The sequence below is a fragment of the Novosphingobium barchaimii LL02 genome (genome assembly GCF_001046635.1).
Taxonomy (GTDB): domain Bacteria; phylum Pseudomonadota; class Alphaproteobacteria; order Sphingomonadales; family Sphingomonadaceae; genus Novosphingobium; species Novosphingobium barchaimii.
In genome coordinates this window covers 433,688-456,048 of the sequence record NZ_KQ130454.1, presented here as the reverse complement: position 1 = coordinate 456,048, position 22,361 = coordinate 433,688, and the positions used below count along the sequence as shown (strand labels likewise).

Sequence of the window (22,361 nt, the reverse complement as noted above, 5' to 3'; positions counted from 1 at the left end):
TTCGACTTTTGAGAGGTCGTCGCCCCGGCATGAAGGTTTTTGAAGATCGCTTCTGGTCGAGCCGCGACGGTCTCAAGCTCCATTTCCGCGATTATCCTGCCCCGGAAACGGCGGATGATCTGTTGCCGGTGGTGTGCCTGCATGGGCTGACCCGCAACGCACGCGATTTCGATGTGCTGGCGCCGCGTCTCGCGGCAAGCCGCCGGGTGATCTGCCCTGACTTACGCGGCCGGGGCGACAGCGAATATGCCCGCGATTCGGCCACTTACACGCCGATGCAATACTGCGAGGACGTGCTTGCCCTGCTCGATCAGGAAGGCATCGACCGCTTCGTGGCGATCGGCACGTCGCTGGGCGGCCTGATGACGATGGGCCTTGCCACCGTGATCCCGGACAGGATCGCGGGCGCAGTACTCAACGATGTCGGGCCGTGGCTTGAGCCGGTGGGCCTTACGCGGATCAAGGAATACGTGGGGCAGGGGCGTTCGTTCGCCACCTGGGTCCACGCTGCGCGGGGGCTGGAGGACGCACAGGGGGCCGCCCATCCGGGGCACAGCCTCGATTTCTGGATCGGCCGGGCCAAGCGGCTGATGACGATTACCGGCAACGGGCGCGTGGCCTTCGACTACGACATGAAGATCGCCGAGCCTTTCCTCGAACTCGATGTGGACGAACAGCCCGACCTGTGGCCGGCTTGGGAGGCGCTGTCCGGGACGCCAGTGCTGATCCTGCGCGGCGCGCTGTCCGATCTTTTGTCCGATGCGACCCTGACCGAGATGCTGCGGCGCATACCCGGCGCCGAGGCGGTGACGCTGCCCGACGTCGGCCATGCCCCGACGCTGGACGAACCCGAATCGATCGCCGCGATCGACCGGCTGCTGGCGCGCGTGTCCTGACCTTGCGTCTGCTGCATCTCCATTCGAGCTTCTCTGCCGGCGGCAAGGAACTGCGGGCGGCGCGGCTGATGAACGTCTTTGGCGCTCAGGCAGGGGCGGGTGGCGAGCGGGCCATCGCGCATACCGTCGTATCCGCGCAGCCCGGTGCATTCGGGGCGAAAGTAGCGTTGGACCCATCGCTCGACGTGCGGTTTCCAGGCGATTTTCCCAGTCTTCAGGGGCTGCCCACGCCCGCCCGGTTGCTGCGTATCGCGCGGGCCATGAAAGGCTTCGACCTCGTCCTCTCCTACAACTGGGGCGCTATGGACGCGGTTCTCGCGCATCGGCTTTACGGCCGTGTGCTGAGGCTGCCGCCACTGGTCCACCACGAAGACGGCTTCAACGAGGACGAGGCAGCTGGCCTCAAACCGGCTCGCAACCTTTTCCGCCGGGCTGCTCTGGCTGGGGCGTCGGCGCTGGTGGTGCCCTCGCGCCGCCTTGAGGCGATCGCGCTGGACGCGTGGAAGCAGCCGCGCCGCCGGGTGCGGTTGATCATCAACGGCATCCCGGTCGCCGCCTACCGCGAACCGCCCCCGCCCGGTGCGATTCCCGGCCTGTCCAAGGCGACGGGTGACAAGTGGCTGGGCACACTGGCGGGCCTGCGCGCGGTGAAGAACCTGCCCCGGCTGGTGCGCGCCTTTGCCGGTCTGCCGCCCGAATGGCATCTGGTGATACTGGGCGAAGGCCCCGAACGCGCCGTGATCGAAGCGCAGGCCAGAGCCTGCGACGTTGCCGATCGCCTGCACATGCCCGGCTTCGTGCCCGATCCTGCGCGCGCGGTGGGACTGTTCGACCTTTTCGCGCTTTCTTCCGACAGCGAGCAGTTTCCGATATCGGTTGTTGAGGCGATGGCGGCGGGCCTTGCAGTCGCCTCCCCCGCAGTTGGCGATGTCGCCGAGATGGTATCGGTGGAAAACCGGAGCTACGTAACGCCGCCCGGCGACGAGGCGGCGCTGGCATGGGCGATGGCCGAACTGGCGGCCGATCCGGCGCTGCGCGAAACGGTCGGCGCCGCCAATCGCTCCCGTGCCGAGGCGCACTATGACGAAAACACGATGATTCGCGCCTATGCGCAAGTCTACGGCAAGGCTATGGGAGCAGCCCGCTTCCCCTGAGCGAATCCCCGTTCAGCGGCGCTTCACGCCGGGACATGCACCGACATCCCCGTTGAAAAGCGCCGCCCATTCGCTAAACAGCCCCGCAACCATCCCGATTTTCCGCAGAAAGCGCCCGAATCTTGGCCCTGCCTCCCGACAATACCACCCCTTCGGCCGTACGTGACGCTGCCCAGCGTGACGTTTTCCTGCGCGAAGTCGACGAAGCCGTACGCCAGGACCAGCTCGAGGGCTTCATGGCCCGCTACGGCAAGCTGCTGTTCGCGGTCATCGTGATCGCCTTGCTGGCCTTTGCAGGCTGGATTTACTGGGATCACCGCCAGACCAAGGAGCGTGAAGAGCGCGCCGAGGCCTATGTGCAGGCGCTCGACAGCCTCCAGTCGGAGAACCTCGACGCCGCCAAGGCGAAGCTGGCCCCGATCGCGGCTGCCGGTGCTTCGGATGCCACGGTCACGTCGGCGCGCCTGACGCTGGCCGGCATCGCGCTGCGCCAGGAAAAAAAGGCTGATGCGCTGAAGCTCTACGCCCAGGTCGCGGCCGACGCCAAGGCGCCGCAGGCCTTGCGTGATCTTGCCACCGTGCGCGAGATCGGTGCGAACTTCGATGCAATGAAACCGCAGGACGTGGTCGATCGCCTCAAGCCGCTGGCCGCGCCGGGCAATGCTTGGTTCGGCGTCGCGGGCGAGATGGTGGGCATGGCCTACCTCAAGCAAGGCAAGCAGGATCAGGCAGGCCCGCTGTTCGCGGCCATCGCCAAGGACGAGAACGTCGAGGACGGCCTGCGCAGCCGCGCACGCCAGCTGGCCGCCGTGCTGGGCATTGATGCGGTCGACGATGTCGTCGATGAAAAGGGCGAATCCCTGAGCAAGCCGGCCGCCAAGGCGCCCGCCGATGCCACGGCCGCCGGAGAATGAGCATGCCTTCTGAGGATATTCGCATGAATGCAGCCGTCCGCAACAACCAGTCAACCGGCACTCTGCGCGCGCGCAAGGTTGTGCCGCTGATCGCTCTGGCGCTCGTCATGGGGCTTTCGGGTTGCAAAGTCTTCGGCGGCGGCAAGGGCCCGGCCAAGACCCCGACCGTGGGCAACCGCGTGCCTATCCTCTCTCGCATTGAAAGCGGCGCCAAGGTCGACACCACGCTCGGCGCGGTTTCGGTGATACTGCCGCCTGCCGAAGTGAACGCCGACTGGGCGCAGGGCGGCGGCACCGCCAGCAAGGCTTACGGCCACCTGGCCTTGGCCGAGACTCCGACCCGCGCATGGACCGCGCAGATTGCCGGTTCTTCGCCGCGCCGTCGCCTCGCGGCTGCTCCGGTGATTGCGGGTGGCAAGCTGTTCGTCATGGACACGGGCGGCGTCGTCCACGCCTTCGACGCGCAGAGCGGCGCGAGCCTTTGGACCAAAAGCTTCTCGGTGGATGGCAGCAACGAGAATTCCCTGTTCGGCGGCGGCGTCAGCGTAGATGGGGACCGCCTCTACGTGACCACGGGCCTTGGCGAAGTTGCCGCGCTCAACGTCGCGGATGGGAGCCAGGTATGGACCAAGAAGCCCGCCGGCCCGCTGCGCGGTTCGCCGACGATCGGCTTCAACTCGGTGTTCGTGATGACCCAGGACAACCAGATCGTCGCGCTCAATGCGTCGGACGGTACTTCGGTCTGGAGCGAATCGGCTTCGGTGACGCAGTCGGGCGTGTTCGGCGTTGGCGCTCCCGCCGCCGGGCAGGGCACAGTGATCGCTGGCTTTTCATCGGGGGAACTGGTCGCCTACCGTTATGAGAACGGTCGCCAATTGTGGTCTGACGCGCTTGCGCGCACTTCGATTTCCACCGAAGTGGGCAGCCTCACCGACGTCGATGCCGATCCGATCATCGATCGCGGGCGTGTCTACGCGCTGGGTCAGGGCGGCCGAATGGCCGCTTATGAGCTGATCACCGGGCAGCGTATCTGGGAGCTCAACCTTGCGGGCATCTCGACCCCATCGGTCGCAGGTGACTGGGTCTTCACCCTCGACGATCACGCCGAGATCCTGGCCATCGCCCGTTCGACTGGCAAGGTCCGCTGGCTGACTGAGCTGGCCCGCTACAAGAATGCCAAGAAGCGCAAGAACCCGATTTTCTGGGTCGGCCCTGTGCTCGCTGGCAACAAGCTGTGGATCGGCAATTCGCGCGGCGAACTGTCGACCGTCGATCCGACGACTGGCACGATGACGCCGTTCACCGAACTGGGCAGCGCGATCTCGCTTGCTCCGGTGGTAGCGAACCAGACGCTCTACATCCTCGACGATTCGGGCCGTATCAGCGCGTTTCGGTGATGCTTTTGCGTCGCCCCGGACCCTGCGTTCGGGGCGACGAATGCCTTCAAGGTTTGCCGCCCCTTAACCAATTGCGGCTAGGCGATAGCGCATGAGCAATGCCGCGTTTCCCGCCCTCAGCAGACCCGCCAGTGATGTTTCGTCCGGCGTGGGCCTGTCAGGTCTCGTCGCTCTCATTGTCTGGTTGATGGTCTGCCGCAACTGGGCCGCGGTCGCCGATACTTTTGCACTTCCCGGCCCGCGCGCGCCACTGAGTGGACCTTACGCTTCGGTCGCCACGGTGCTTGTAACCGGCACTGCGATGACAATCTGGTCGCTTCTTGTCGACAAGGTCCACCGCCGCGCCTCCACCGGGATCGACTGGGCGCTGCGGCGGCCCTGGTCCGAATCGTTCGATATCTCGATCACCAAGCTCACTGGCCTGTGGTGCACCTGGGGCGCGATAACAGTCTTCTACTGCATCGGGCGCTGGTACTGGGACGGGCAGTACCTGTTCGCAATGGAGGTGCTGGGCGCGGCGGTCGGGCCGCTGTTCGTGCTCTCCATCCCTTACGTCCTGTGGATCGACCGCCGCATGGTGAACCCGCGCGACCATTCCTGGCACTTCGGCGCAATGCTCGTCGCGCGCGAAAGCTGGGACGCAAGCGAGGTGAAGAAGCACTGGCGCGCTTGGGCGATCAAAGGCTTCTTCGGCGCTTTCATGATCTCGATCCTCCCTGGCGGCTTCGCGCGCGTGGTAGAGGCCGACTTCGGCGGCATCGCCCACAATCCCGTCGATCTCGGCTCGATGGTGATCGAGGCGCTGTTCCTCATCGACGTGCAGATCGGCACCGTCGGCTACCTGTTCACCTTCCGCCCGCTCGACGCCCACATCCGCAGCGGCAACCCGCTGCTCGCCGGCTGGGTCGCGGCGCTGATGTGCTATCCCCCCTTCGTATGGGGAACCATGGGCCGCGCCGACGTGCTGGGTTACGAAGTCAACACCGGCGGCTGGGCTTACTGGCTGGCGGGTCACGATGCGCTGCTGTGGCTCTGGGCGGCGGTCATGGTGGCTCTCACCGCCATCTACGCCTGGGCGACCTTCGCCTTCGGCCTGCGCTTCTCCAACCTCACCTATCGCGGCGTGCTGACGAACGGGCCGTACCGCTTCACCCGGCATCCGGCCTACTTGTCGAAGAACCTGTTCTGGTGGACCTCGACGCTGCCGTTCATCGTCACCAACGGCTCGCTGACCGATGCTGTGCGCAATACGGTGCTGCTGGGCGTGGTGAGCGGCATTTACTACTGGCGCGCCCGGACCGAGGAAGCGCACCTGCTGGGCGAGGATGCTAAATACCGCGAATATCACGCGTGGATGGCGCAGAACGCGCTGATTACGGGGACGTTCGGGCGACTGCTGGCCATGCTGCCCAAGGGGACGAAGTAAAGGGAATACCTGGGGCCATCGCCCCAGACCCCTTTACTGTCGTCGCCGCGCGCGCAGCAGCGCCGCGCACTCCTTGCTGCCGCAGGCCTTCCTATCTTTAGAAGGTCTTCACCGCGTAGATCTTAGAAAGATCCCCACCCCACTCCCCGTTATACAGGTCGAGCAGCTTCTGCGCCGGCACCTTGCCCGAAGCCACGATCTCGGCCAGCGGTTCCAGATAGCCCGTCTCGTTGTCCCCGCTGGCGTTGAGCCGCCCACGCGCCGCAAGCCCGGAGCGTGAAATCTCGACCACTTGGGCGGCGATATCGCGCAGGGTACCGCCGCCGGGGATCGGCGAATCGAGGCCCATCTTCGGCGCGGCTGAGCGCAGGGCCTCGCGGCCTTCCATGTCCCAGTCCTTGACCAGATCCCATGCCGCATCGAGCGCGCCCTGATCGTAGAGCAGGCCCACCCATAGCGCGGGCAGGGCGCAGATACGGCCCCAGGGGCCGCCATCGGCGCCGCGCATTTCGAGGAACGACTTGAGGCGCACTTCGGGAAAGGCGGTGGAGAGGTGGTCCTGCCAGTCGGACAGGCGCGGGAATTCGCCGGGAAGGACTGACAGTTGGCCCTTGAGAAAATCGCGGAACGAGAGGCCGGCGGCGTCGATGTATTTGCCGTCGCGGAACACGAAGTACATCGGCACGTCAAGCATGTACTCGACGTAGCGTTCGTAGCCGAAGCCGTCCTCGAACACGAAGGGCAGCATGCCCGTGCGGTGCGGATCGGTGTCCGACCAGATGTGGCTGCGGTAGGAAAGGTAGCCGTTGGGCTTGCCTTCGGTGAAGGGCGAGTTGGCGAAAAGGGCGGTTGCCAGCGGCTGCAGGGCAAGGCTGGTGCGGAATTTCTTCACCATGTCGGCCTCGCTCGAATAATCGAGGTTGACCTGGATGGTGCAGGTTCGCAGCATCATGTCGAGACCCATCGTGCCCACGCGGGGCATGTGCTTCAGCATGATGCCGTAGCGGCCCTTGGGCATGATCGGCAGTTCTTCGCGGGTCTTGTCCGGCCACATGCCTAGGCCGAGGTAGGCCTTGCCGGTGCGGTCGCCGATGGTCTTGACCTGGGTGAGGTGGCGGCCGGTCTCGGCGCAGGTTTCGTGAAGGGTTTGGAGCGGGGCGCCGGAAAGTTCCAGCTGGCCGGCGGGTTCAAGGCTGACGTTGCCGTCTGCGCCCTTGAGCGCGATGACGTTGCCGCCCTCGACGATCGGCTCCCACCCGAACTCGGTCAGGTCCATGAGCAGGTCGCGGATGCCGCCCTTCTCGTCGTAGGACGGGGCATGGTGATCCGCGGTGTCGTAGACGAACTTTTCGTGTTCGGTTCCGATCCGCCACGCCTCGCGCGGCTTTTCGCCCGCTGCCATTGGCGCGGCCAGTTGATCCATGCTTTCGACCACCGGATCTTCACGATCCGAAACCTCACGGGTGCTCATGGGCGCGGAATTAGTGATCCCTGAGCGCGGACGCTAGAACTTTTTGTACCGCTCGGTCTAAGAATTAACCGGCGACCAGTCTCCTGCCACTGCCATCCACAGCGCGGTGGCGGAAATGCTGGCGGTTTCGGCCCTCAGGATGCGCGGGCCAAGGGTGATCGCGCGGGCTTTGGGGTGGGAGCGGACCATAGCCCGCTCCTCCTCGTCAAAGCCGCCTTCGGGGCCGACCAGCAGCGCCGCCGGGCCGGGATTTGCCGTAAAGGCCCGCGCTGCCGGTTCGCCGCCCTGTTCGTCGGCGAAAAACAGGGTGCGGTCATCAGGCCATTCACGCAGCAGCGCTTCGAGTTTCAGCACCGGTTTGATTCGCGGCAGGGCGGTGCGGGCGCATTGCTCGGCCGCCTCGGTGACGATGGAAACGGCGCGCTCGGGGTTGAGCTTGTCGGCAACGCAGCGCCGGGTGACCAGCGGCTGCACTGCGCCCACGCCCAGTTCGGTCGCCTTTTCCAGCACGAGGTCGAAATTGGGCTTCTTGAGCAGCGCCGCGCATAGCACGAAGTCCGGCACATCCTCGCGCACGCGCAGCAGATCGCGGGCACGCAGTACGACATCGCGCTTGCCGGCAGAGACGACCTCGCAGGCCCATTCGCCGGTTTCGTCGTCGCAGGCGATTACGGCGTCGCCCACCGCCACCCGCATGACTTTGCCCAGATAATGGGCCTGCGCCCCCTCCAAAGCGATCTCGCTATCCTGGGCAAGCGGGCCGGAAACGAACAGGCGCGGGGCCGAGCGCGGCGGCCAGGCGGGGGTTGCGGGCATCTGGGGAGGTCTTTCGTGCGGTCTGGCGGCCCTTGTCGCCCGATCCCGGCGGCGATGCAACGCTTCGCCTTCTTATGTTCACCAGTCACGTTCGGGATGACATAATAGGCGTAATCGACTAGTCGATTACGGGTGACTCAACCTTCGCTCGTCCCCGACAGTCAGCATCGCGGCCTGGTTTCTCTGCTGCCACCCCGCTTGCGTGACTTTGCCATGCTGGCCCGGTTCGACCGGCCGATCGGCTGGTGGCTGCTGTTCTGGCCCTGCGTCTGGGGCGTGATGCTGGCCGGCGGAGAAAAGCGCTGGGACCTTGTGCTGTGGATGCTGGCCGGCTCGATCGCGATGCGCGGGGCGGGCTGCGTCTACAACGACATCGTCGACGCAGATCTTGACCGCCGCGTCGCCCGCACCGCACTGCGCCCCATTGCCAGCGGTCGGGTGAGCAAGGGCGCGGCCTGGGCTTGGCTCCTGATCCTGTGCGCCGTCGGCCTTGTGGTCCTGCTGCAACTGCGCTGGGAAGCGCAGCTGGTGGCCTTGGGAAGTGTCGCCCTGGTGGCTGGCTATCCTTTCATGAAGCGCATCACATGGTGGCCGCAGGCCTGGCTGGGCATGGTGTTCACATGGGGCGCGCTGGTCGGTTGGGTGGAGATCCGCGGCGACCATCTGGAGGCGATCGGCGCGCTCTATCTCGGCGCAATCTTCTGGTGCATCGGCTACGATACCATCTACGCTCTGCAGGACCGCGAGGACGATGCGCTGGTGGGCATCCGCTCGTCCGCATTGCGGTTGGGATCGCGGGTGCGCGCGGGCGTTGGCGGGTTTTATGCGCTGGCGCTGGCGTTCTGGGCGCTGGCGTTCTGGATCATACGCCCGGACTGGGTGGCGCTTGTCGCGCTTGTGCCAATGGCGTTACATCTGGGCTTCCAGGTCCTGACGCTGGACCCCGAGGATGGTGAAAACCCGCTGGCCCGCTTCCGTTCGAATCGCGATGCCGGGCTGGTCATGGCGTTGGCCTGCTGGGTGGTAGGCAACGCCGGTATCATCTGAACGGGAGGCGGCGTCCGGGCGCCGCCGGAACTCTCAGTCGTAATTGACCAGTTCGAACTCGATTCCGTCCCAATCGAAGAAATAGAAGCGCCGTCCCGGATCATAGTCGGCGTGCGCAAAAGGCTCCAGCCCAGCTGCGATCACGGTGCGTTCTGCGGCGTCGAGGTCTTCCACTACCAGACCGACGTGATTGAGCGGGGCGCCTTTGGCGAACCGGTGGCGCTCCTTGCGGTCGGTGTAGACGGCGATGTAGCTGAAATCTCCTCCGACGTGGATCGTCTCGCCGCCGCCTAGTGCCGGGCCCCTCCAGCGCTCATGCCAGCCCAGCAGGTCCTGCAGGAGAGTGGCGGAACGCTCGATGTCGCTGACGGTGATATTCGCATGCTCGAGGCGGCCCTGGGCCATGTGTCGGTCTCCTTGGTGTCACCGGCGAATCGGCCGGCTTGGCAAAGATGCAATCTCAAGTTAACTTGAGATCAAGCGCTTTTGCAAAGGACGCTCTCGTAATGGTCCAGGACCGCTTCATCAGCATCGGCGACCTTTCCCGGCGCACCGGCGTCGCGGTTTCGGCGATCCGGTTCTACGAAGAGAAGGGCCTGCTCACGAGCCTGCGGTCCGGCGGCAACCAGCGGCGTTTCCTGCGCTCCGACATACGGCGCGTCAGTTTCATCCTGATCGCCCAGAAGCTGGGACTGGCGCTCGCCCAGATCGAGCGCGAACTTGCGGAGCTGCCGCAGGGCCGCACGCCGACGCTGGCGGATTGGGAGCGGATCAGCCGGTCCATGCGCGAATCGATCGATGCCCGGATCGCGCTGCTCGAACTGACCCGCCGCAAGCTCGACGAATGCATCGGCTGCGGCTGCCTGAGCCTGACGAAATGCCGGCTCTACAACGCCGAGGACACGGCGGGCGCACAGGGCCCGGGGCCGCGCTTCGTGCTGGGCTGACGGCCTACTGCGCCGCCAGCAGTTCCTCGGCGCCGCCAAGGTCCACGCTGACGAGGCGGGAGATGCCCTTTTCCACCATGGTCACGCCGAACAGGCGGTGCATCCTGCTCATCGTCACGGCATTGTGAGTGACGACGAGGTAGCGCGTCTCCGTCTCGCGGGTCATCGCTTCGAGGAGGTCGCAGAAGCGTTCGATGTTGGCATCGTCGAGCGGGGCGTCGACTTCGTCCAGCACGCAGATCGGCGCGGGGTTGGTCAGGAACAGGCCGAAGATCAACGCAACTGCCGTCAGTGCCTGCTCACCGCCTGAAAGCAGAGTGAGTGATTGCAGCCGCTTACCGGGAGGCTGTGCGTAGATTTCCAGCCCAGCCTCCAGCGGATCGTCCGAATCGACGAGCGCGAGGTGGGCTTGGCCGCCCTGAAACAGCTGCTGGAACAGGCGCCGGAAATGGCCGTCGACTGCCTCGAAAGCAGCGCGCAAGCGTTCGCGCCCTTCGCGGTTGAGGTTGCCGATCGAGCCGCGCAGGCGGTTGACCGCCTCGGTCAGTTCGGCCTTTTCGGCGGCGCTGGTGCCTAGCTGGCCTTCGGCTTCGGCCAATTCGTCGGCCGCGACGAGGTTGACCGGGCCGATCCGCTCGCGCTCGGCAACGAGGCGGTCCATCGTCATGCTTTCGCCCTCGGCGCTGCCCACTTCAACGTACGCAAAGGCGAAGCGCTCCGGCAGGACCGGGGGCGGGCACTGGAAACGCTCGCCCGAAACGCGGGTCATTTCGACGCGGCGCGAATCCTCATGCTCGGCCCGGGCGACGGCTCCAGCGCGGCCTTCGCGCGCGGCGGCAAGGGTTTCTTGCGCGGCGGAAAGCGCGGTTTCAGCTTTGCGCGAAGCATCCGTGGCAGCGGCGACGGCGGCTTCTGCCTTCGCCAGTTCATCGGCAAGGCGGGTGCGCACGGCTTCGCCCTGCTCGATCTGCTGCATCAGCGAGGCCGGCTTGGCGGCGACGACCGCGCGTTCGGTCTCGATTTCTTCCAGCCGTCCAGCCATCTGCGCGAGGCGATTGGCGGCGTCGCCGGAACGGGCCTGCCAGCCGCGAATATCGCCGCGCTGGGCAGTCGTGCGTTCCCGCGCGACGGCCAGCGCCTGATCGTGTGCTGCAAGAGCGGCCATGGCGGCTTGCAGGGCGCTGCGGGCCTGCACATTGCGGGCGCGTGCCGCTTCCAGTTCGGCGCGGCCTGCCGCCGGGTCGGGCAGAGCGGCCAGTTTGGCATTGGCGCCGGCGACTTCTTCGGCGGCGGCTTGCTGCTGCTGCGCAAGGTCGGCTACCGCAGCATCGAGTTCGGCGCGGCGCGCGCGCTGGCGGCTGCGCGCATCCTCGGCCTGATCGACGGCGCGCAGGGCGCTGCGCTCGGCTTCCGCTGCTGCGGCGATGGCGCGTTCGGCGGAAATGAGCTGCGACGACAGCGCCGCCAGTTCCTGCCCCGCCGCTGTTTGCCGCGTCTCTGCGGCGGTGACGGCTTCGCGCAAGGGCGGAAGCTGGGAATCGAGCTGTGCAAAGCGGTTCTCCGCTTCAAGCCGGGCCGCTTCGGCAGCGCCTTCGCCGCGCGCGACGAAGCCGTCCCAGCGCCGCAGCACGCCGGCGCGGGTCACCAGCCACTCGCCCGGCTTCAGGACGCGCCCGTCGTCTTCATCGCTGACGTGGACCAGCGCGAGGCGTGCGGCGAGTTCGTCCGGGCACTTGCCGACATGGGCGGCAAGGCTGTCCGCGACGGGCGTGGGCGGCTCGGCTCCGGTCCAGAAGCGGCCGTCGGCGCCTTTGACAAGGCCCAGCGGCGCCTTGGCATCACGGCCGAGCACGGCGGCAAGGGCGCGTTCGTAGCCCGGCGCGGCGCGCAGGGCATCGATGGCCACGGGGAGGCCGTGGGCCGCCCTGGCGCCCTTGGCGCGGGCCTCGCGGTCGCGCTGCAGGGCGGTATGTTCGCGTTCGATGCCGGTTAGGTCGGCGCGGGCTCCCGCCAGCGCGGAAGCGGCCGTGTCGCGCTCTGCCTGGAGGGCGGTTTTGCGCGCCTGCATGTCGTCCAGCCCTTCGCGCGCCTTGGCCAGCGCGGCGTTCGCATCCTCCGCCAAGGCCTTCGCGGCGGCGATCGCGGCGTCGAGTTCGGCGGCGTCGGCCTGCGCGGCGATCTGTCCCTCGATCCGGGCGATATCCTGCTGGACGCGGGCGCTGCGGCTGCGGGCTTGCGCTACTTCGGCCTCGGCGATGCGCCATTCGGCCTCGACCCCGGCCTGCCGCGCGGTGGCCTGCGCAAGGTCCAGCTCGGCGGCACGTGAGGCTTGCTCGGCGCCGTCGAGAGTGTTGGCGAAGCGCGGGCGCATGGCTTCGTCCGCCGCCAGTTGCTTCTCGCCGTCCGCCAGTTCGCGTTCGAGCCGGGCGAGCGCTTCGGCGGCGTCGCGGGTCAGGCGGTCGGCATCGTGCCGGTCTTCCTCCAGCCGGGTGCGCTGGCGGTCGAGATCGGCGAGGCGCTGTTCGGCGGCTTCCAACTGGCTGGTCAGCGTGGCCATGCGGTGGCCCTGCGCGCTGGCATCGTCGCGGCGGTCGGCAAGTTCGTCGCGCGTTTCCGCGAGGGTCTGGGCGGCCTTGGCCTGCTGGCTCTGCGCTTCCACGGCCAAGCCCTGCGCCATGGTAACCCGCGCTTCGGCGGCCTGCGCTTCCTTGCGCGCGGCCTCGGCGGCTTCGGCGGCATCGCGCCAGCGGGCGAAGACGAGGCGCGCTTCGGAAAGGCGGATCTGGTCGGTCAGCGCCTTGTAGCGTTCGGCGGCCTTGGCCTGCCGCCGCAACGTCCCGACCTGTTTATCGAGGCTGGCCATGAGGTCGTCGAGGCGGGCCAGGTTCGCTTCTGTAGCTCTAAGGCGCTGTTCGGCGTCCTTGCGGCGTACGTGCAGGCCGGCGATGCCTGCGGCCTCTTCCAGCATCGCCCGGCGTTCTGCGGGCTTGGCGGCGATGACGGCGGCGATGCGGCCTTGGCTGACCAGTGCGGGGCTGTGCGCGCCGGTGGCGGCATCGGCGAAGGTCAGCGCTACGTCCTTGGCGCGAACGTCCCGGCCGTTGATGCGATAGGCGCTTCCTGCGCCGCGCTCGATCCGGCGGACGACTTCCAGTTCCTCACGCAAGCCGTCGGCGCGGGCGGCGGTTTCGGCCTTGAGAACCACTTCGGCGAAGGAGCGCGGCGGGCGCTTGTCCGTGCCGGCGAAGATCACGTCTTCCATGCCGCCGCCGCGCATCGACTTGGGCGAGCTTTCGCCCATGACCCAGCGGATCGCTTCGAGAAGGTTGGACTTGCCGCAGCCATTGGGGCCGACGACGCCTGTCAGCCCCGGCTCGATGCGCAGTTCGGCCGGCTCGACGAAGCTCTTGAATCCGCTGAGCTTGAGCCGGTGGATGCGCATCGAGTTATTACCGTCAGGACATCAGATCAGCGAGCGCCGGCCTGCTGCAGCTTGGGTTCGATTTCCGCCCACGAGCCGGAACCGACCGAATTGCCGTTGATGATGAAGCTGGGGGTGCCGGTGATGTTGAACTGCTCCGACGCCTTCTGAGTCTGGTCGGCAAGCGCCTTGGCCTTGGCGGTGTCGGCAAGGCACGCATTGGCCTGATCGCGGGCGATGCCGCGCGATGCGAAAAAGTCGCTCATACCGGAAACCTGCGCGACCGCGCCGATCTGCTGTTCCTTGGGCATCGTGTCGAGCGCGGCCAGCTTCGCCTTGTCGGCGTTCTGCATGTTCTCGAACATCTTGGGCTGCCAGGCCCAGAACTGCTCGCTCAGCGGGATCACCGCTTCGGTCGTGCCGCAGGTCGCCAGCAGCGATGCGGGGATGTCGAAGACATTGAGCATGAAGTAGCGCATCTCATAGCTCACGCGGCCGCTGGCGACATAGTCGTCGCGCAGCTTGCCGAAGCTTTCCTTCGCGAATTCGGCGCAGTGCGAGCAGCTGAGCGCGCCGTACTCGATCAGCTTGATCGGGGCGTCGGGGTTGCCCATGCGGTAGCCGCCCTCGGGGGTCTTTTCGATCATGTCGGCCCAGGCCTTGCCGGCGGGCGGAGCGATCTTGGCGATCGGTTCGCCCGAGACGGGACCGGCGGCCTCGTCCTTCTTGCCGCAGCTGGCGAGGCCAAGAGCGAGCGGGGCGACGAGCAGACCAAGAGCGATCTGGCGGAAACGGTTGCGGAACATCGGAGGCGAATCCTTACGTGTGCACTTGTGACAGGGCTAGCCCATGGACGGGCCGAAGACAAAGCACGGCGCGGCGCTGCATCCACAGCTTGCCGCCGCCATGCGGGCAGATCAGATATTGCCGGCGCGCTGCTCGGCGATCTTGGCGGTGATCGCCTTGGATACCGATGCCCAGTCGTTGGCATTCAGTACTTCGCCGTTGAGCGTGAAGCTGGGCGTGCCCTGGAAGCCAAGCTTCTCGACTTCGGTCTGCTGGGTGCGCAGTTTGTCGAGCATCGCCTTGTCGGCCAGGCAGACGTCGGTCTGTGCGCGGCCCATGCCCCAGGCTCCCATCTGGTCGTAGAAGCCGAGGTCGCTGGCGATGGCGCGCATCCGGTCGGTGAGCTGGCCCTGATACCAGCGAGCCTGCTGGTCGCGGCTGAACTTTTCGACTTTGCCCAGCCAGGTTTCCTGGGTGGCGAAGAACGCGTTGTGGCGCACGAAGAAGCGCTTGGGGTCGCCGCAATTCGTCAGCATCGCCACGGTCAGGTCGATCGGATTGCGCAGGAAATTGGTTACCGTCACCGAAACCTGCCCCTTCGGCACTACAGTCAGGCGCAGGACCGGGTCGGATTCCTTGTGGAAATGGGCGCAGTGCGGGCAGGTATAGCTGACGTATTCGTTGAGCTTCACCGGCGCGTCGGGGTTGCCATAGCGGTGGCTGCCATCGGGAGTGGCGACGACCTGACCCGCCCAGTTCTTTCCGGCTGAAGAGGGCGCGGGCGCCGGCTTTTTCGCAGGCGCGGCGGCAATGCTCAGCGCGGCGCAGGCGGCGAGGGCGGTAAAACGAAGCGTGGTCTTCATGCTGGCGAAACGCATCCTGGTCATTCCTGGCACTGTTATTCCTGGCCGCCCTTGGCCTCGATGCTGCGGGCAAGCGATTCGAGCACCGCGCGAAGTTCGGGATCGCCGATGTCTCGCAGCGATTCGCCCAGTTCGAACGGTACCGGCTTCAGCGTCGGCGAAGCGGCGACGCGAGGCGGAGTGGCGACCGGCGGCTTAACGTCGCCTTGCCGGATTTTCACGCGGGCCACTGCGTTGTAGCCGAAGAAGCGGTTCACCCGCTCGACGATCTCGGGGATGACGTGCTGGATCATCGGCGCATGGGCGGCGACGACGACCAGTTGAAGTATGCCGTCGCTCTTTTCGCCGGGGGGAAAACGGATCGATTCCGGCGAGCAGACGCGGGCATGGCGGGCGCCGACGATCTCGGGCCAGCGCGATACCACGCTGGATTGGACGAAGCCGAAGCGGCGAAAGGCGGTGCGCCCCACTTCCGGCATCAGATCGGAGATCGCTCGGGCCTGGCCGCCGCGTGGGCGCTCATAAAGCTTCAGGCCCGGCTTCGATGCCTTGCCCTTTTTGTCCGATTGTTTGCCGGGATTGCGTTCCATTACCGGCGCTCCAATGCCATAGCGGGCGCATGGACGCCAGTTCGGATACCACAGGTACGACGAGGATCGCGCAGGACCTGCTGGGTTGGTACGACACCCATGGCCGCGACCTGCCCTGGCGCGCGCGTCCCGGCAGCCCGGCGCCCGATCCATACCGGGTGTGGCTTTCTGAAGTGATGCTGCAGCAAACCACCGTAGGCGCGGTGAAGGCCTACTTCGCCGCTTTCACGGCGCGTTGGCCGACCGTCATGGCGCTGGCCGCCGCGCCGGACGAGGATGTCATGGCGGCATGGGCGGGGCTTGGTTATTACGCCCGCGCTCGCAACCTGCTGGCCTGCGCCCGCGAAGTGGCGGCGCGCGGCGGGCAGTTTCCCGATACCGAGGACGGCCTTCGCGCCCTGCCGGGGCTGGGCGCTTATACCGCCGCTGCGGTGGCCGCGATCGCGTTCGGGCGGCGCGCGGTGGTGGTGGACGCCAATGTCGAGCGGGTCGTCTCGCGGCTGTTCGCGATCGACACGCCGCTGCCTGGCTCTCGCCCGCTGATCCGCGAATATGCCGACGTCATTACGCCCGATCTGCGGTCCGGCGACTTTGCGCAGGCGATGATGGACCTTGGCAGCGGCGTCTGCACATCGCGCAGCCCGCGCTGCCTGCTATGCCCTCTGTCGGCCGGATGCGCCGGGCGGGCCAGCGGTGAGCCGGAGCGCCTGCCGGTCAAGGCGGCGAAGAAGGCCAAGCCTGTGCGCAAGGGCCGCGCCTTCTGGATCGAGCGTGAATTGGGCGGCGAGGCACAGGTCTGGCTGGTGCGCCGCGCCGACAAGGGGATGCTGGGCGGAATGCGCGCGCTCCCCGACGATGGCTGGGCCGCCCGCGCCGATGGTTGCGGTGAGGGGCCGGCATCTGGACCATGGGATAGCGCGGGCAAGGTCGATCACGTGTTCACGCACTTCTCCCTGGAACTGAGCCTTGCGGTCTATCTCGGCGGCCGGTTCGAAGGCGCCGAAGGTGAGTGGTGGCCGCTGGACCGGCTGGACGAGGCGGGACTGCCGACGCTTTTCGCCAAGGCCGCGCGCCTTGCTCTTGCCGCCGAAAGGCAGGACGCTTGATCCGGGCCCTCGAAGCGGCGATGGACCGGCGCGCGCTGCTGGGCATGGCCGGTGCCGCCGGGCTGGGCGCGGCGCTGATGCCGAAGCTCGCCTGGGCCGCCGCGCAGCCGGAACTGCTCCCCAAAGTCCGCGCCGTGGTCGAACGCTGGACCGGGCCGGGCAGGTTTCCCGGCATGGTGGCCTCGCTCGGTCTGCCCGGACGCGAGCCGGAATTCGTGGCGCGCGGGTCGGAGGGTTTCAACGACCCCGACACGGTGACGCCAGACAGCCTGTGTCGCATTTATTCGATGACCAAGCCGGTCACCGCGATGGCGGCGATGCAACTGATCGCGCAGGGCCGCCTCGGGCTAGACCAGCCGGTTTACGAAATACTGCCGAAATTCCGCACCATGCAGGTGCAGGACACGTACGACGGCTCGGTCACCGCGCTTCACCCTGCGCCCCGGCCGATCACGATGCGCCACTTGATGACGCACACCTCGGGGCTGGGTTATACCATCGTCCAGAACGGCGCGATCCGGCGGCTGATGACCGGCAAGGGCCTCGTTCCCGGCCAGATCAGCCGGCTGACCGCACCCGGGCTGGACTGGGGCACGCCGGTCAAGGGACTGGATCACTTCGCCGACCGACTTGCCGAAGTGCCGTTGGTCGCCGATCCCGGCACGCGGTGGAGCTACTCGATGGGCCTCGACCTGATGGGCCGGGTGATCGAGGTGGTGACCGGCCAGCCCTTCGACGTCTACCTTCACGAAACGATCTTCGCGCCCGCCGGGATGACCAGTACCTGGTTCCAGGTCCCGGCTGCCGAGGCACACCGGCTGACCACCAACTACGTCGCCATCGGCGAGGTTCTTGCCCCGATAGACGAGGGCGCCACTTCGATCTTCCTCGACAAGCCGGCCTTTCCCTTTGGCGGTGCCGGGCTGGTCAGCAGCCCGCGCGATTACGACAGGTTCCTGCGCCTGCTCGCCCAGTTCGGCATGATTGACGGGCGGCGCGTGCTCAGCGAAAGCGCGGTGCGCACCGGCACCTCTAACCTTCTGCCGCCCGGCGTCAGCGTGCCTGCCGCCTTTGGTGGCCCTTCCGGCTTTGGCGCGGGCGGCCGTGTGGGCAAGGGCGCGGAGGCGGGCATTTACGGTTGGTCCGGCGCGGCGGGGACTGTCGGCATGGTCGATATGGTTCACGGCCTGCGTTCGCAGATTTTCGTCCAGTTCATGCCCCCCGACGCGCTCGACCTGCTGCCTGAATTCCAGGCCGCGTTAAAGGCCGATGTTCTTGCGATCCTGGAGACCCGTTGACGTGCTTATCACCGCTTCTGCCCCGATAGCCTTCGCCGGCTCGCATATCGACCGCGCCGATCACATCCGAGGCGACCCGGACGCCATCGCCGCCCTGATGACCGCCCGTGCCCGCCTCCTGAAGCTGGAAGGGCTTGACCCGGTGCTGACCCCGGAAGGCCGCCTCGTCTGGAGCAGCCTTGCCGATGCAGCGCCGGAAAACGAACTGGTATTCCTCGGCCTGGATGATGCCCAGCGCGGTTGTTTTGCCGAGGTGGTGCCCGTCGATCCGGGCGGCAGTCCCCACGCCGGCCCCGCCAGCTGGAACGCGATGACGGTGCTGGAACCTGCCGAACTGGCGGCTTACGGCGGCGCCCGCGCTCTGGTCGGCTGGCATGCGCGGCACCGTTTCTGCGCGGTCTGCGGCCAGCCCACGGTGATCGCCAAGGGCGGCTGGCAGCGTTCCTGCACCGGCTGCACGGCGGAGCATTTTCCCCGCGTCGATCCGGTGACGATCATGTCGGTGGAGCATGACGGCAAGCTGCTGCTCGGCCGACAGCCGCGCTTTCCGGCGGGGCGTTACTCCGCGCTGGCCGGCTTCGTCGAGCCTGGCGAGACGATCGAGGAAGCCGTGGCGCGGGAGACCTTCGAGGAAGCGGGGGTCCGGGTCCGCGATGTCACGTACATCGCCAGCCAGCCCTGGCCGTTCCCGTCCTCGCTGATGATCGGCTGCCATGCCTTCGCGGACGATCCGGCGATCACGATCGACGTCACCGAACTGGAGGACGCCCGCTGGTTCACCCGCGCCGAAGTGATCGACGCGCTGGAGGCCACGGCAGTCGGCGAAAGCGGCCGTGCCTTCTGGGCGCCGCCGAAATATGCGGTCGCCCATGTGCTGCTGCAATGGTGGGTGGACCGGGCGGTTTAGGTGACGATGCCGGTTTGTTGATGAAGTACATGCGCGCGGGGCCTTTCGTACAAGGCCTTGCGGATGTGGCGGTATCGACGATGGAAAGAGCCGGCGGGAGGATGACAGGCGGCGGCGATGTAGGAAAGCCTTCGGGCCGGCGGGCCGCCTGTTACATCAGCCCCAGCTTCATCAGTTCGCGCGCCAGTTTGGGCGGCATCGCGTCGCCTGCGCTTTCGCCCTCGGCGAGGTCGCGCGGGGCATCCTCGTCCTTGAGGTAGCGCCAGCCCTGATGGGCGCGCTTGGGCTTGGTCACTACCGGGATGAGCCTGGGTTCGAGCCGGATATGCCAGCGCCCGTCGCTTTCGCGCTGTTCGAAACCGACGATCGGCGAACGGCCGATCAGCGCATGCTCGAAGATCCAGTAGAGCGAGCCGCCGATCATCTCCGCATGGCGCGTGGGCAGATAGCGCGTGGTCATCAGCGCCTCGCCCCCGGCATGGCTCTCCAGCCAGGCGCGAAGGGAGGCGGGGCTTTCTGCGGAATACGCGATCTTGGTCATGTGCAGCGGCATACCCGCCAAGATAGGGAGGCGCCGCATAGGGCGAAAGGAGAATTGCCCAATGCGGCCTGACAAATTCACGCTGAGGGTTGTCGCTTATCGGGCAGGAAAGGCAGGCGCGTTACTTCCTCCGCCGCTTATGCCGAGCTTGTCGAAGCATAAAAAGCGCCCCGCCGCAGGGCCTTCGACAAGCTCAGGCTGAGCGGGGTTGGAAAGACGGATTTGGGTGGCTAGCGGCCCGATTGATTTTGGAACCGCAGGGGGCAGGAGTCGCTACTGTTTTGCGAGGGCGTCGAAAAACAACATTTTTATAGGAACTGAAGTTGCTGCCTTCGATGAAAAAACACCGATATTGAATCCCCGACCATGCAACGCCGGTTGCGTGACCGTAAAGCTATCAAAAGGGCTGGCTCCTTGGGCTGCGACAACATTGAAAATTCCATTGTTATAGGAAATTACTCCTCCAATATTTTGGCCTTCAGAGCAATATTTCACTGTAGCAAACCCAGGAACGCGAGATTCATCTAAATGGATTGATCCGCATTTGGACGGTTGATTGATTATCTCTGCTTTTGAAAGCGTAGTTTCCGCCGGCAACGAGCCATTCACCGGTAATGACGCTTGCAGGCCATTTTTAGTGTAAATCGTTGTTGACCCTACTGCTCTGAATCCTATCAAAGCAAATCTACATCCTGATTTTGATTTTAATATAAATTCAATATTGTTCTTTTCGACAGTGTAATTTCGGATCGTAACAGGGAAGGTATTTTTTTGAGGGGAAACTACTAATATGTCGTCAGCCGCACACTCAGTAAAACTGCTGTCCTGGCGAGTGGGCTGCCATGATGGTAGTGTCTGAGCAGCACTCATGGTTGCAGAAAAGGCTGTTAGGCTGGCGAGAAGCAGCTTCATTTGTCATTTTTCCCATGACGTGATCCGCCCATCTACTACATTATAACGTTGCTTAGAATGATGCCTAAGGTCTGCAATGGGGCGCGAGCAGACAGGCTACTTTTGCCTGATTTGGGTGGTTGGTTGCCATAGCCGCACCCACACCGCTCATGCTGAGCTTGTCGAAGCATGGGGAGCACAGCGCCCCGCCGTAGGGCCTTCGACAAGCTCAGGCTGAGCGGGGTTGGAAGGACGGATTTGGGGCGACAGCTGCCAAACCCCAGATATCGCACTCACCCCAACCGGAGATTACGGCGCGGGCTAAGCCAGCCCCGTCAGCACCGCGAGGCCCAGGAAGGTGAAGAAGCCCATCGTATCGGTCGCGGTGGTCACGAAAACTGCTGAGGACACCGCCGGGTCGACGTTGAAGCGGTCCAGCGTTACCGGGACGAGGATACCCGCAAGGCCCGCGACGAGGTTGTTTATCAGCATGGCCGAGGCGATCACCGCGCCCAGCAGCGGGTTGCCGAAAACCAGTGCGGTGCCGGTGCCGATCAGGACGCCCAGCGCCAGCCCGTTGGTCAGGGCGATGCGGAATTCGCGCCAGATCATGCGCGCGGTGTTCGAATCGGTCAGCTGGTTGGTGGCGATGGCGCGCACCACCACGGCCAGGGTCTGGGTGCCGGCATTGCCGCCCATGCCCGAGACGATCGGCATCAGCACCGCCAGCAGTGCAAAGCGGGTGATCGCGCCCTGGAACAGGCCGACGACCGAGGAGGCCAGCATCGCCGTCGCCAGGTTCACCACCAGCCAGGTCAGGCGGGCGCGCACGGTCAGCAGGATCGGCTCGTTGATGTCGCCGTCGCCCGCGCCGGACAGCAGCAGGGCATCCTCGCCCGCTTCCTCGGAGATGATGTGGACGATGTCATCGACGGTGATCTGGCCGATCAGCCGCCCCGAGGTGTCGACCACCGCGGCCGAAATCAGCGCGTACTTCTGGAAGCGCAGCGCGACTTCTTCCTGGTCCATGTCGGCCGGGATCAGGGTCTGGTCGCGCGCCATCACGTCGTAAAGCGGGATATTGCGCGGGCAGCGCAGGATCCAGGACAGCGAGCACGTTCCCACCGGGCGGTGCATCGGATCGACGCAGAACACTTCCCAGAACTCGGTCGGCAGTTCGCGGTGTTCGCGCAGGTAATCGATGAGGTCGCCCACGGTCATCGTCTCGGGCACCGCGACATGGTCGCGGCTCATCATGCGGCCGGCGGATTCTTCGGGGTAGGACAGCGCCGATTCGATGGCGGCGCGGTCTTCCGGCTCCATCTCGGCGAGGACGGCCTGCTGGTCCGCCTCGTCGAGATCTTCCAGCATCGCGACGGCGTCGTCGGTATCCAGACCGCCGGCGATCTCGGCGACGACATCGGCCGGAAGCGCTTCCATCAGCGCCTCGCGGACCCAGTCGTTCATCTCTGCGATGACTTCCACGCCCATCAGGTCGCGGATCGAGCGGGCGAGAGTCAGGCGTTCGCGTTCGTCGACCAGCTCGAACAAGTCGGCGATGTCGGCGGGGTGGAGCGGTTCGACAAGGTCGTAGACGCGGTCGGAGTCCTCGTCGTCGAGGGCCTCTTTGACGTTGCGGACGAATTCGGGTTTGAGGCGGTTGTCTTCGTCGAGGGTCTCGGATTCGGGCATGCCTTCGGGCGCGGTATCATCCGCTGCGCCGGGCAGTTCTTCCTTGAGGTCCGCTTCGCTCATAGGGGCCGGTCTACGCAGCTATTTCGCAATTGCAACAGCCGGGAGGGGCGTTGCCGGAGGTTTCCCGCAAGTCGTTTCGGCAGATGGTTCGGGCGGGCGATCGGGCGCATGGCTCGGCAAGGCGTGACATTGGCG

Annotated in this window: 20 protein-coding genes; 10 read left to right on the top strand and 10 right to left on the bottom strand. The window is 65.9% G+C overall.

Annotated elements, in window-relative coordinates; translation table 11 throughout:
* Positions 1-29: 29 nt before the first annotated feature.
* The 5 genes from V474_RS12650 (at position 30) to V474_RS12630 (ending at position 5,787) form a co-directional block, all read left to right on the top strand.
* On the top strand, positions 30-896 hold the full coding sequence (locus V474_RS12650; RefSeq protein WP_059151828.1) for an alpha/beta fold hydrolase: 867 nt from the start codon (positions 30-32) through the stop codon (positions 894-896).
* Positions 897-898: 2 nt separating this feature from the next.
* A complete protein-coding gene (locus tag V474_RS12645; protein ID WP_059151827.1) occupies positions 899-2,050 on the top strand; it encodes a glycosyltransferase family 4 protein in 1,152 nt (383 codons plus the stop codon).
* A gap of 122 nt (positions 2,051-2,172) precedes the next feature.
* Positions 2,173-2,964, top strand: a complete 792-nt coding sequence (locus V474_RS12640) for a tetratricopeptide repeat protein (RefSeq protein ID WP_059151826.1) — start codon at positions 2,173-2,175, stop codon at positions 2,962-2,964.
* 23 nt (positions 2,965-2,987) lie between these two features.
* Positions 2,988-4,361: an outer membrane protein assembly factor BamB family protein gene (locus tag V474_RS12635; RefSeq protein ID WP_059152136.1), complete on the top strand. Its 1,374-nt coding sequence runs from the start codon at positions 2,988-2,990 to the stop codon at positions 4,359-4,361.
* A 91-nt stretch (positions 4,362-4,452) separates the two neighbouring features.
* Complete coding sequence (locus V474_RS12630; RefSeq protein ID WP_059151825.1) at positions 4,453-5,787, top strand: methyltransferase family protein; 1,335 nt, start codon at positions 4,453-4,455, stop codon at positions 5,785-5,787.
* Positions 5,788-5,884: 97 nt separating this feature from the next.
* On the opposite strand, the gene V474_RS12625 is transcribed toward V474_RS12630, so the two are convergent.
* Positions 5,885-7,258: a glutamate--cysteine ligase gene (locus tag V474_RS12625; RefSeq protein WP_059151824.1), complete on the bottom strand. Its 1,374-nt coding sequence runs from the start codon at positions 7,256-7,258 to the stop codon at positions 5,885-5,887.
* A 57-nt stretch (positions 7,259-7,315) separates the two neighbouring features.
* A complete protein-coding gene (locus V474_RS12620; protein ID WP_059151823.1) occupies positions 7,316-8,074 on the bottom strand; it encodes a 16S rRNA (uracil(1498)-N(3))-methyltransferase in 759 nt (252 codons plus the stop codon).
* A 132-nt stretch (positions 8,075-8,206) separates the two neighbouring features.
* Here V474_RS12620 and ubiA point away from each other — a divergent pair, with 132 nt between their 5' ends.
* Complete coding sequence (gene ubiA / locus V474_RS12615; RefSeq protein WP_059151822.1) at positions 8,207-9,121, top strand: 4-hydroxybenzoate octaprenyltransferase; 915 nt, start codon at positions 8,207-8,209, stop codon at positions 9,119-9,121.
* Positions 9,122-9,154: 33 nt separating this feature from the next.
* Here the strand turns inward: ubiA and V474_RS12610 are convergent, their stop codons facing one another.
* Positions 9,155-9,526, bottom strand: coding sequence for a VOC family protein (locus V474_RS12610; protein WP_059151821.1), 372 nt, complete (start codon positions 9,524-9,526; stop codon positions 9,155-9,157).
* A 101-nt stretch (positions 9,527-9,627) separates the two neighbouring features.
* On the opposite strand from V474_RS12610, the gene soxR reads away from it, so the two are divergent.
* Positions 9,628-10,068, top strand: coding sequence for a redox-sensitive transcriptional activator SoxR (gene soxR, locus V474_RS12605; RefSeq protein ID WP_059151820.1), 441 nt, complete (start codon positions 9,628-9,630; stop codon positions 10,066-10,068).
* A gap of 4 nt (positions 10,069-10,072) precedes the next feature.
* Here the strand turns inward: soxR and V474_RS12600 are convergent, their stop codons facing one another.
* From V474_RS12600 to V474_RS12585, 4 genes are all read right to left on the bottom strand, one after another.
* Entirely contained in the window at positions 10,073-13,510 is a 3,438-nt protein-coding gene (locus tag V474_RS12600) for a chromosome segregation SMC family protein (protein ID WP_059151819.1), read from the bottom strand.
* Positions 13,511-13,536: 26 nt separating this feature from the next.
* Positions 13,537-14,295: a DsbA family protein gene (locus tag V474_RS12595; protein ID WP_059151818.1), complete on the bottom strand. Its 759-nt coding sequence runs from the start codon at positions 14,293-14,295 to the stop codon at positions 13,537-13,539.
* 111 nt (positions 14,296-14,406) lie between these two features.
* Complete coding sequence (locus V474_RS12590) at positions 14,407-15,162, bottom strand: thioredoxin domain-containing protein (RefSeq protein WP_236711237.1); 756 nt, start codon at positions 15,160-15,162, stop codon at positions 14,407-14,409.
* A gap of 11 nt (positions 15,163-15,173) precedes the next feature.
* Positions 15,174-15,728, bottom strand: a complete 555-nt coding sequence (locus V474_RS12585; RefSeq protein ID WP_059151816.1) for a DUF721 domain-containing protein — start codon at positions 15,726-15,728, stop codon at positions 15,174-15,176.
* Positions 15,729-15,757: 29 nt separating this feature from the next.
* On the opposite strand from V474_RS12585, the gene V474_RS12580 reads away from it, so the two are divergent.
* From V474_RS12580 to nudC, 3 genes are read left to right on the top strand one after another with little or no spacing between them, the layout of a single operon-like run.
* The gene (locus V474_RS12580) at positions 15,758-16,834 is read left to right on the top strand and encodes an A/G-specific adenine glycosylase (RefSeq protein WP_059151815.1); all 1,077 of its coding nucleotides are present in this window, start codon (positions 15,758-15,760) and stop codon (positions 16,832-16,834) included.
* On the top strand, positions 16,831-18,132 hold the full coding sequence (locus V474_RS12575; RefSeq protein ID WP_236711236.1) for a serine hydrolase domain-containing protein: 1,302 nt from the start codon (positions 16,831-16,833) through the stop codon (positions 18,130-18,132). The genes V474_RS12580 and V474_RS12575 overlap by 4 nt, the downstream gene beginning before the upstream one ends.
* Positions 18,104-19,039, top strand: a complete 936-nt coding sequence (gene nudC, locus V474_RS12570; protein ID WP_059151814.1) for an NAD(+) diphosphatase — start codon at positions 18,104-18,106, stop codon at positions 19,037-19,039. Before V474_RS12575 ends, nudC begins: the two co-directional genes overlap by 29 nt.
* Before the next feature lie 151 nt (positions 19,040-19,190).
* Here the strand turns inward: nudC and V474_RS12565 are convergent, their stop codons facing one another.
* From V474_RS12565 to mgtE, 3 genes are all read right to left on the bottom strand, one after another.
* On the bottom strand, positions 19,191-19,592 hold the full coding sequence (locus V474_RS12565) for a DUF1489 family protein (protein WP_059152134.1): 402 nt from the start codon (positions 19,590-19,592) through the stop codon (positions 19,191-19,193).
* A gap of 261 nt (positions 19,593-19,853) precedes the next feature.
* Entirely contained in the window at positions 19,854-20,492 is a 639-nt protein-coding gene (locus tag V474_RS25605) for a hypothetical protein (RefSeq protein ID WP_148649387.1), read from the bottom strand.
* A 300-nt stretch (positions 20,493-20,792) separates the two neighbouring features.
* Positions 20,793-22,226: a magnesium transporter gene (gene mgtE, locus V474_RS12560; RefSeq protein WP_059151813.1), complete on the bottom strand. Its 1,434-nt coding sequence runs from the start codon at positions 22,224-22,226 to the stop codon at positions 20,793-20,795.
* Between the last annotated feature and the right edge of the window lie 135 nt (positions 22,227-22,361).

Bases quoted from the DNA above. Each gene is read 5' to 3' on its own strand.
- V474_RS12650 (WP_059151828.1), top strand. From the start codon at position 30: ATGAAGGTTTTTGAAGATCGCTTCTGGTCGAGCCGCGACGGTCTCAAG.
- V474_RS12635 (WP_059152136.1), top strand. From the start codon at position 2,988: ATGAATGCAGCCGTCCGCAACAACCAGTCAACCGGCACTCTGCGCGCG.
- V474_RS12630 (WP_059151825.1), top strand. From the start codon at position 4,453: ATGAGCAATGCCGCGTTTCCCGCCCTCAGCAGACCCGCCAGTGATGTT.
- V474_RS12625 (WP_059151824.1), bottom strand. From the start codon at position 7,258: ATGAGCACCCGTGAGGTTTCGGATCGTGAAGATCCGGTGGTCGAAAGC.
- V474_RS12620 (WP_059151823.1), bottom strand. From the start codon at position 8,074: ATGCCCGCAACCCCCGCCTGGCCGCCGCGCTCGGCCCCGCGCCTGTTC.
- V474_RS12610 (WP_059151821.1), bottom strand. From the start codon at position 9,526: ATGGCCCAGGGCCGCCTCGAGCATGCGAATATCACCGTCAGCGACATC.
- soxR (WP_059151820.1), top strand. From the start codon at position 9,628: ATGGTCCAGGACCGCTTCATCAGCATCGGCGACCTTTCCCGGCGCACC.
- V474_RS12600 (WP_059151819.1), bottom strand. From the start codon at position 13,510: ATGCGCATCCACCGGCTCAAGCTCAGCGGATTCAAGAGCTTCGTCGAG.
- V474_RS12595 (WP_059151818.1), bottom strand. From the start codon at position 14,295: ATGTTCCGCAACCGTTTCCGCCAGATCGCTCTTGGTCTGCTCGTCGCC.
- V474_RS12590 (WP_236711237.1), bottom strand. From the start codon at position 15,162: ATGACCAGGATGCGTTTCGCCAGCATGAAGACCACGCTTCGTTTTACC.
- V474_RS12585 (WP_059151816.1), bottom strand. From the start codon at position 15,728: ATGGAACGCAATCCCGGCAAACAATCGGACAAAAAGGGCAAGGCATCG.
- V474_RS12580 (WP_059151815.1), top strand. From the start codon at position 15,758: ATGGACGCCAGTTCGGATACCACAGGTACGACGAGGATCGCGCAGGAC.
- nudC (WP_059151814.1), top strand. From the start codon at position 18,104: ATGTTCTTGCGATCCTGGAGACCCGTTGACGTGCTTATCACCGCTTCT.
- V474_RS12565 (WP_059152134.1), bottom strand. From the start codon at position 19,592: ATGCCGCTGCACATGACCAAGATCGCGTATTCCGCAGAAAGCCCCGCC.
- V474_RS25605 (WP_148649387.1), bottom strand. From the start codon at position 20,492: ATGAAGCTGCTTCTCGCCAGCCTAACAGCCTTTTCTGCAACCATGAGT.
- mgtE (WP_059151813.1), bottom strand. From the start codon at position 22,226: ATGAGCGAAGCGGACCTCAAGGAAGAACTGCCCGGCGCAGCGGATGAT.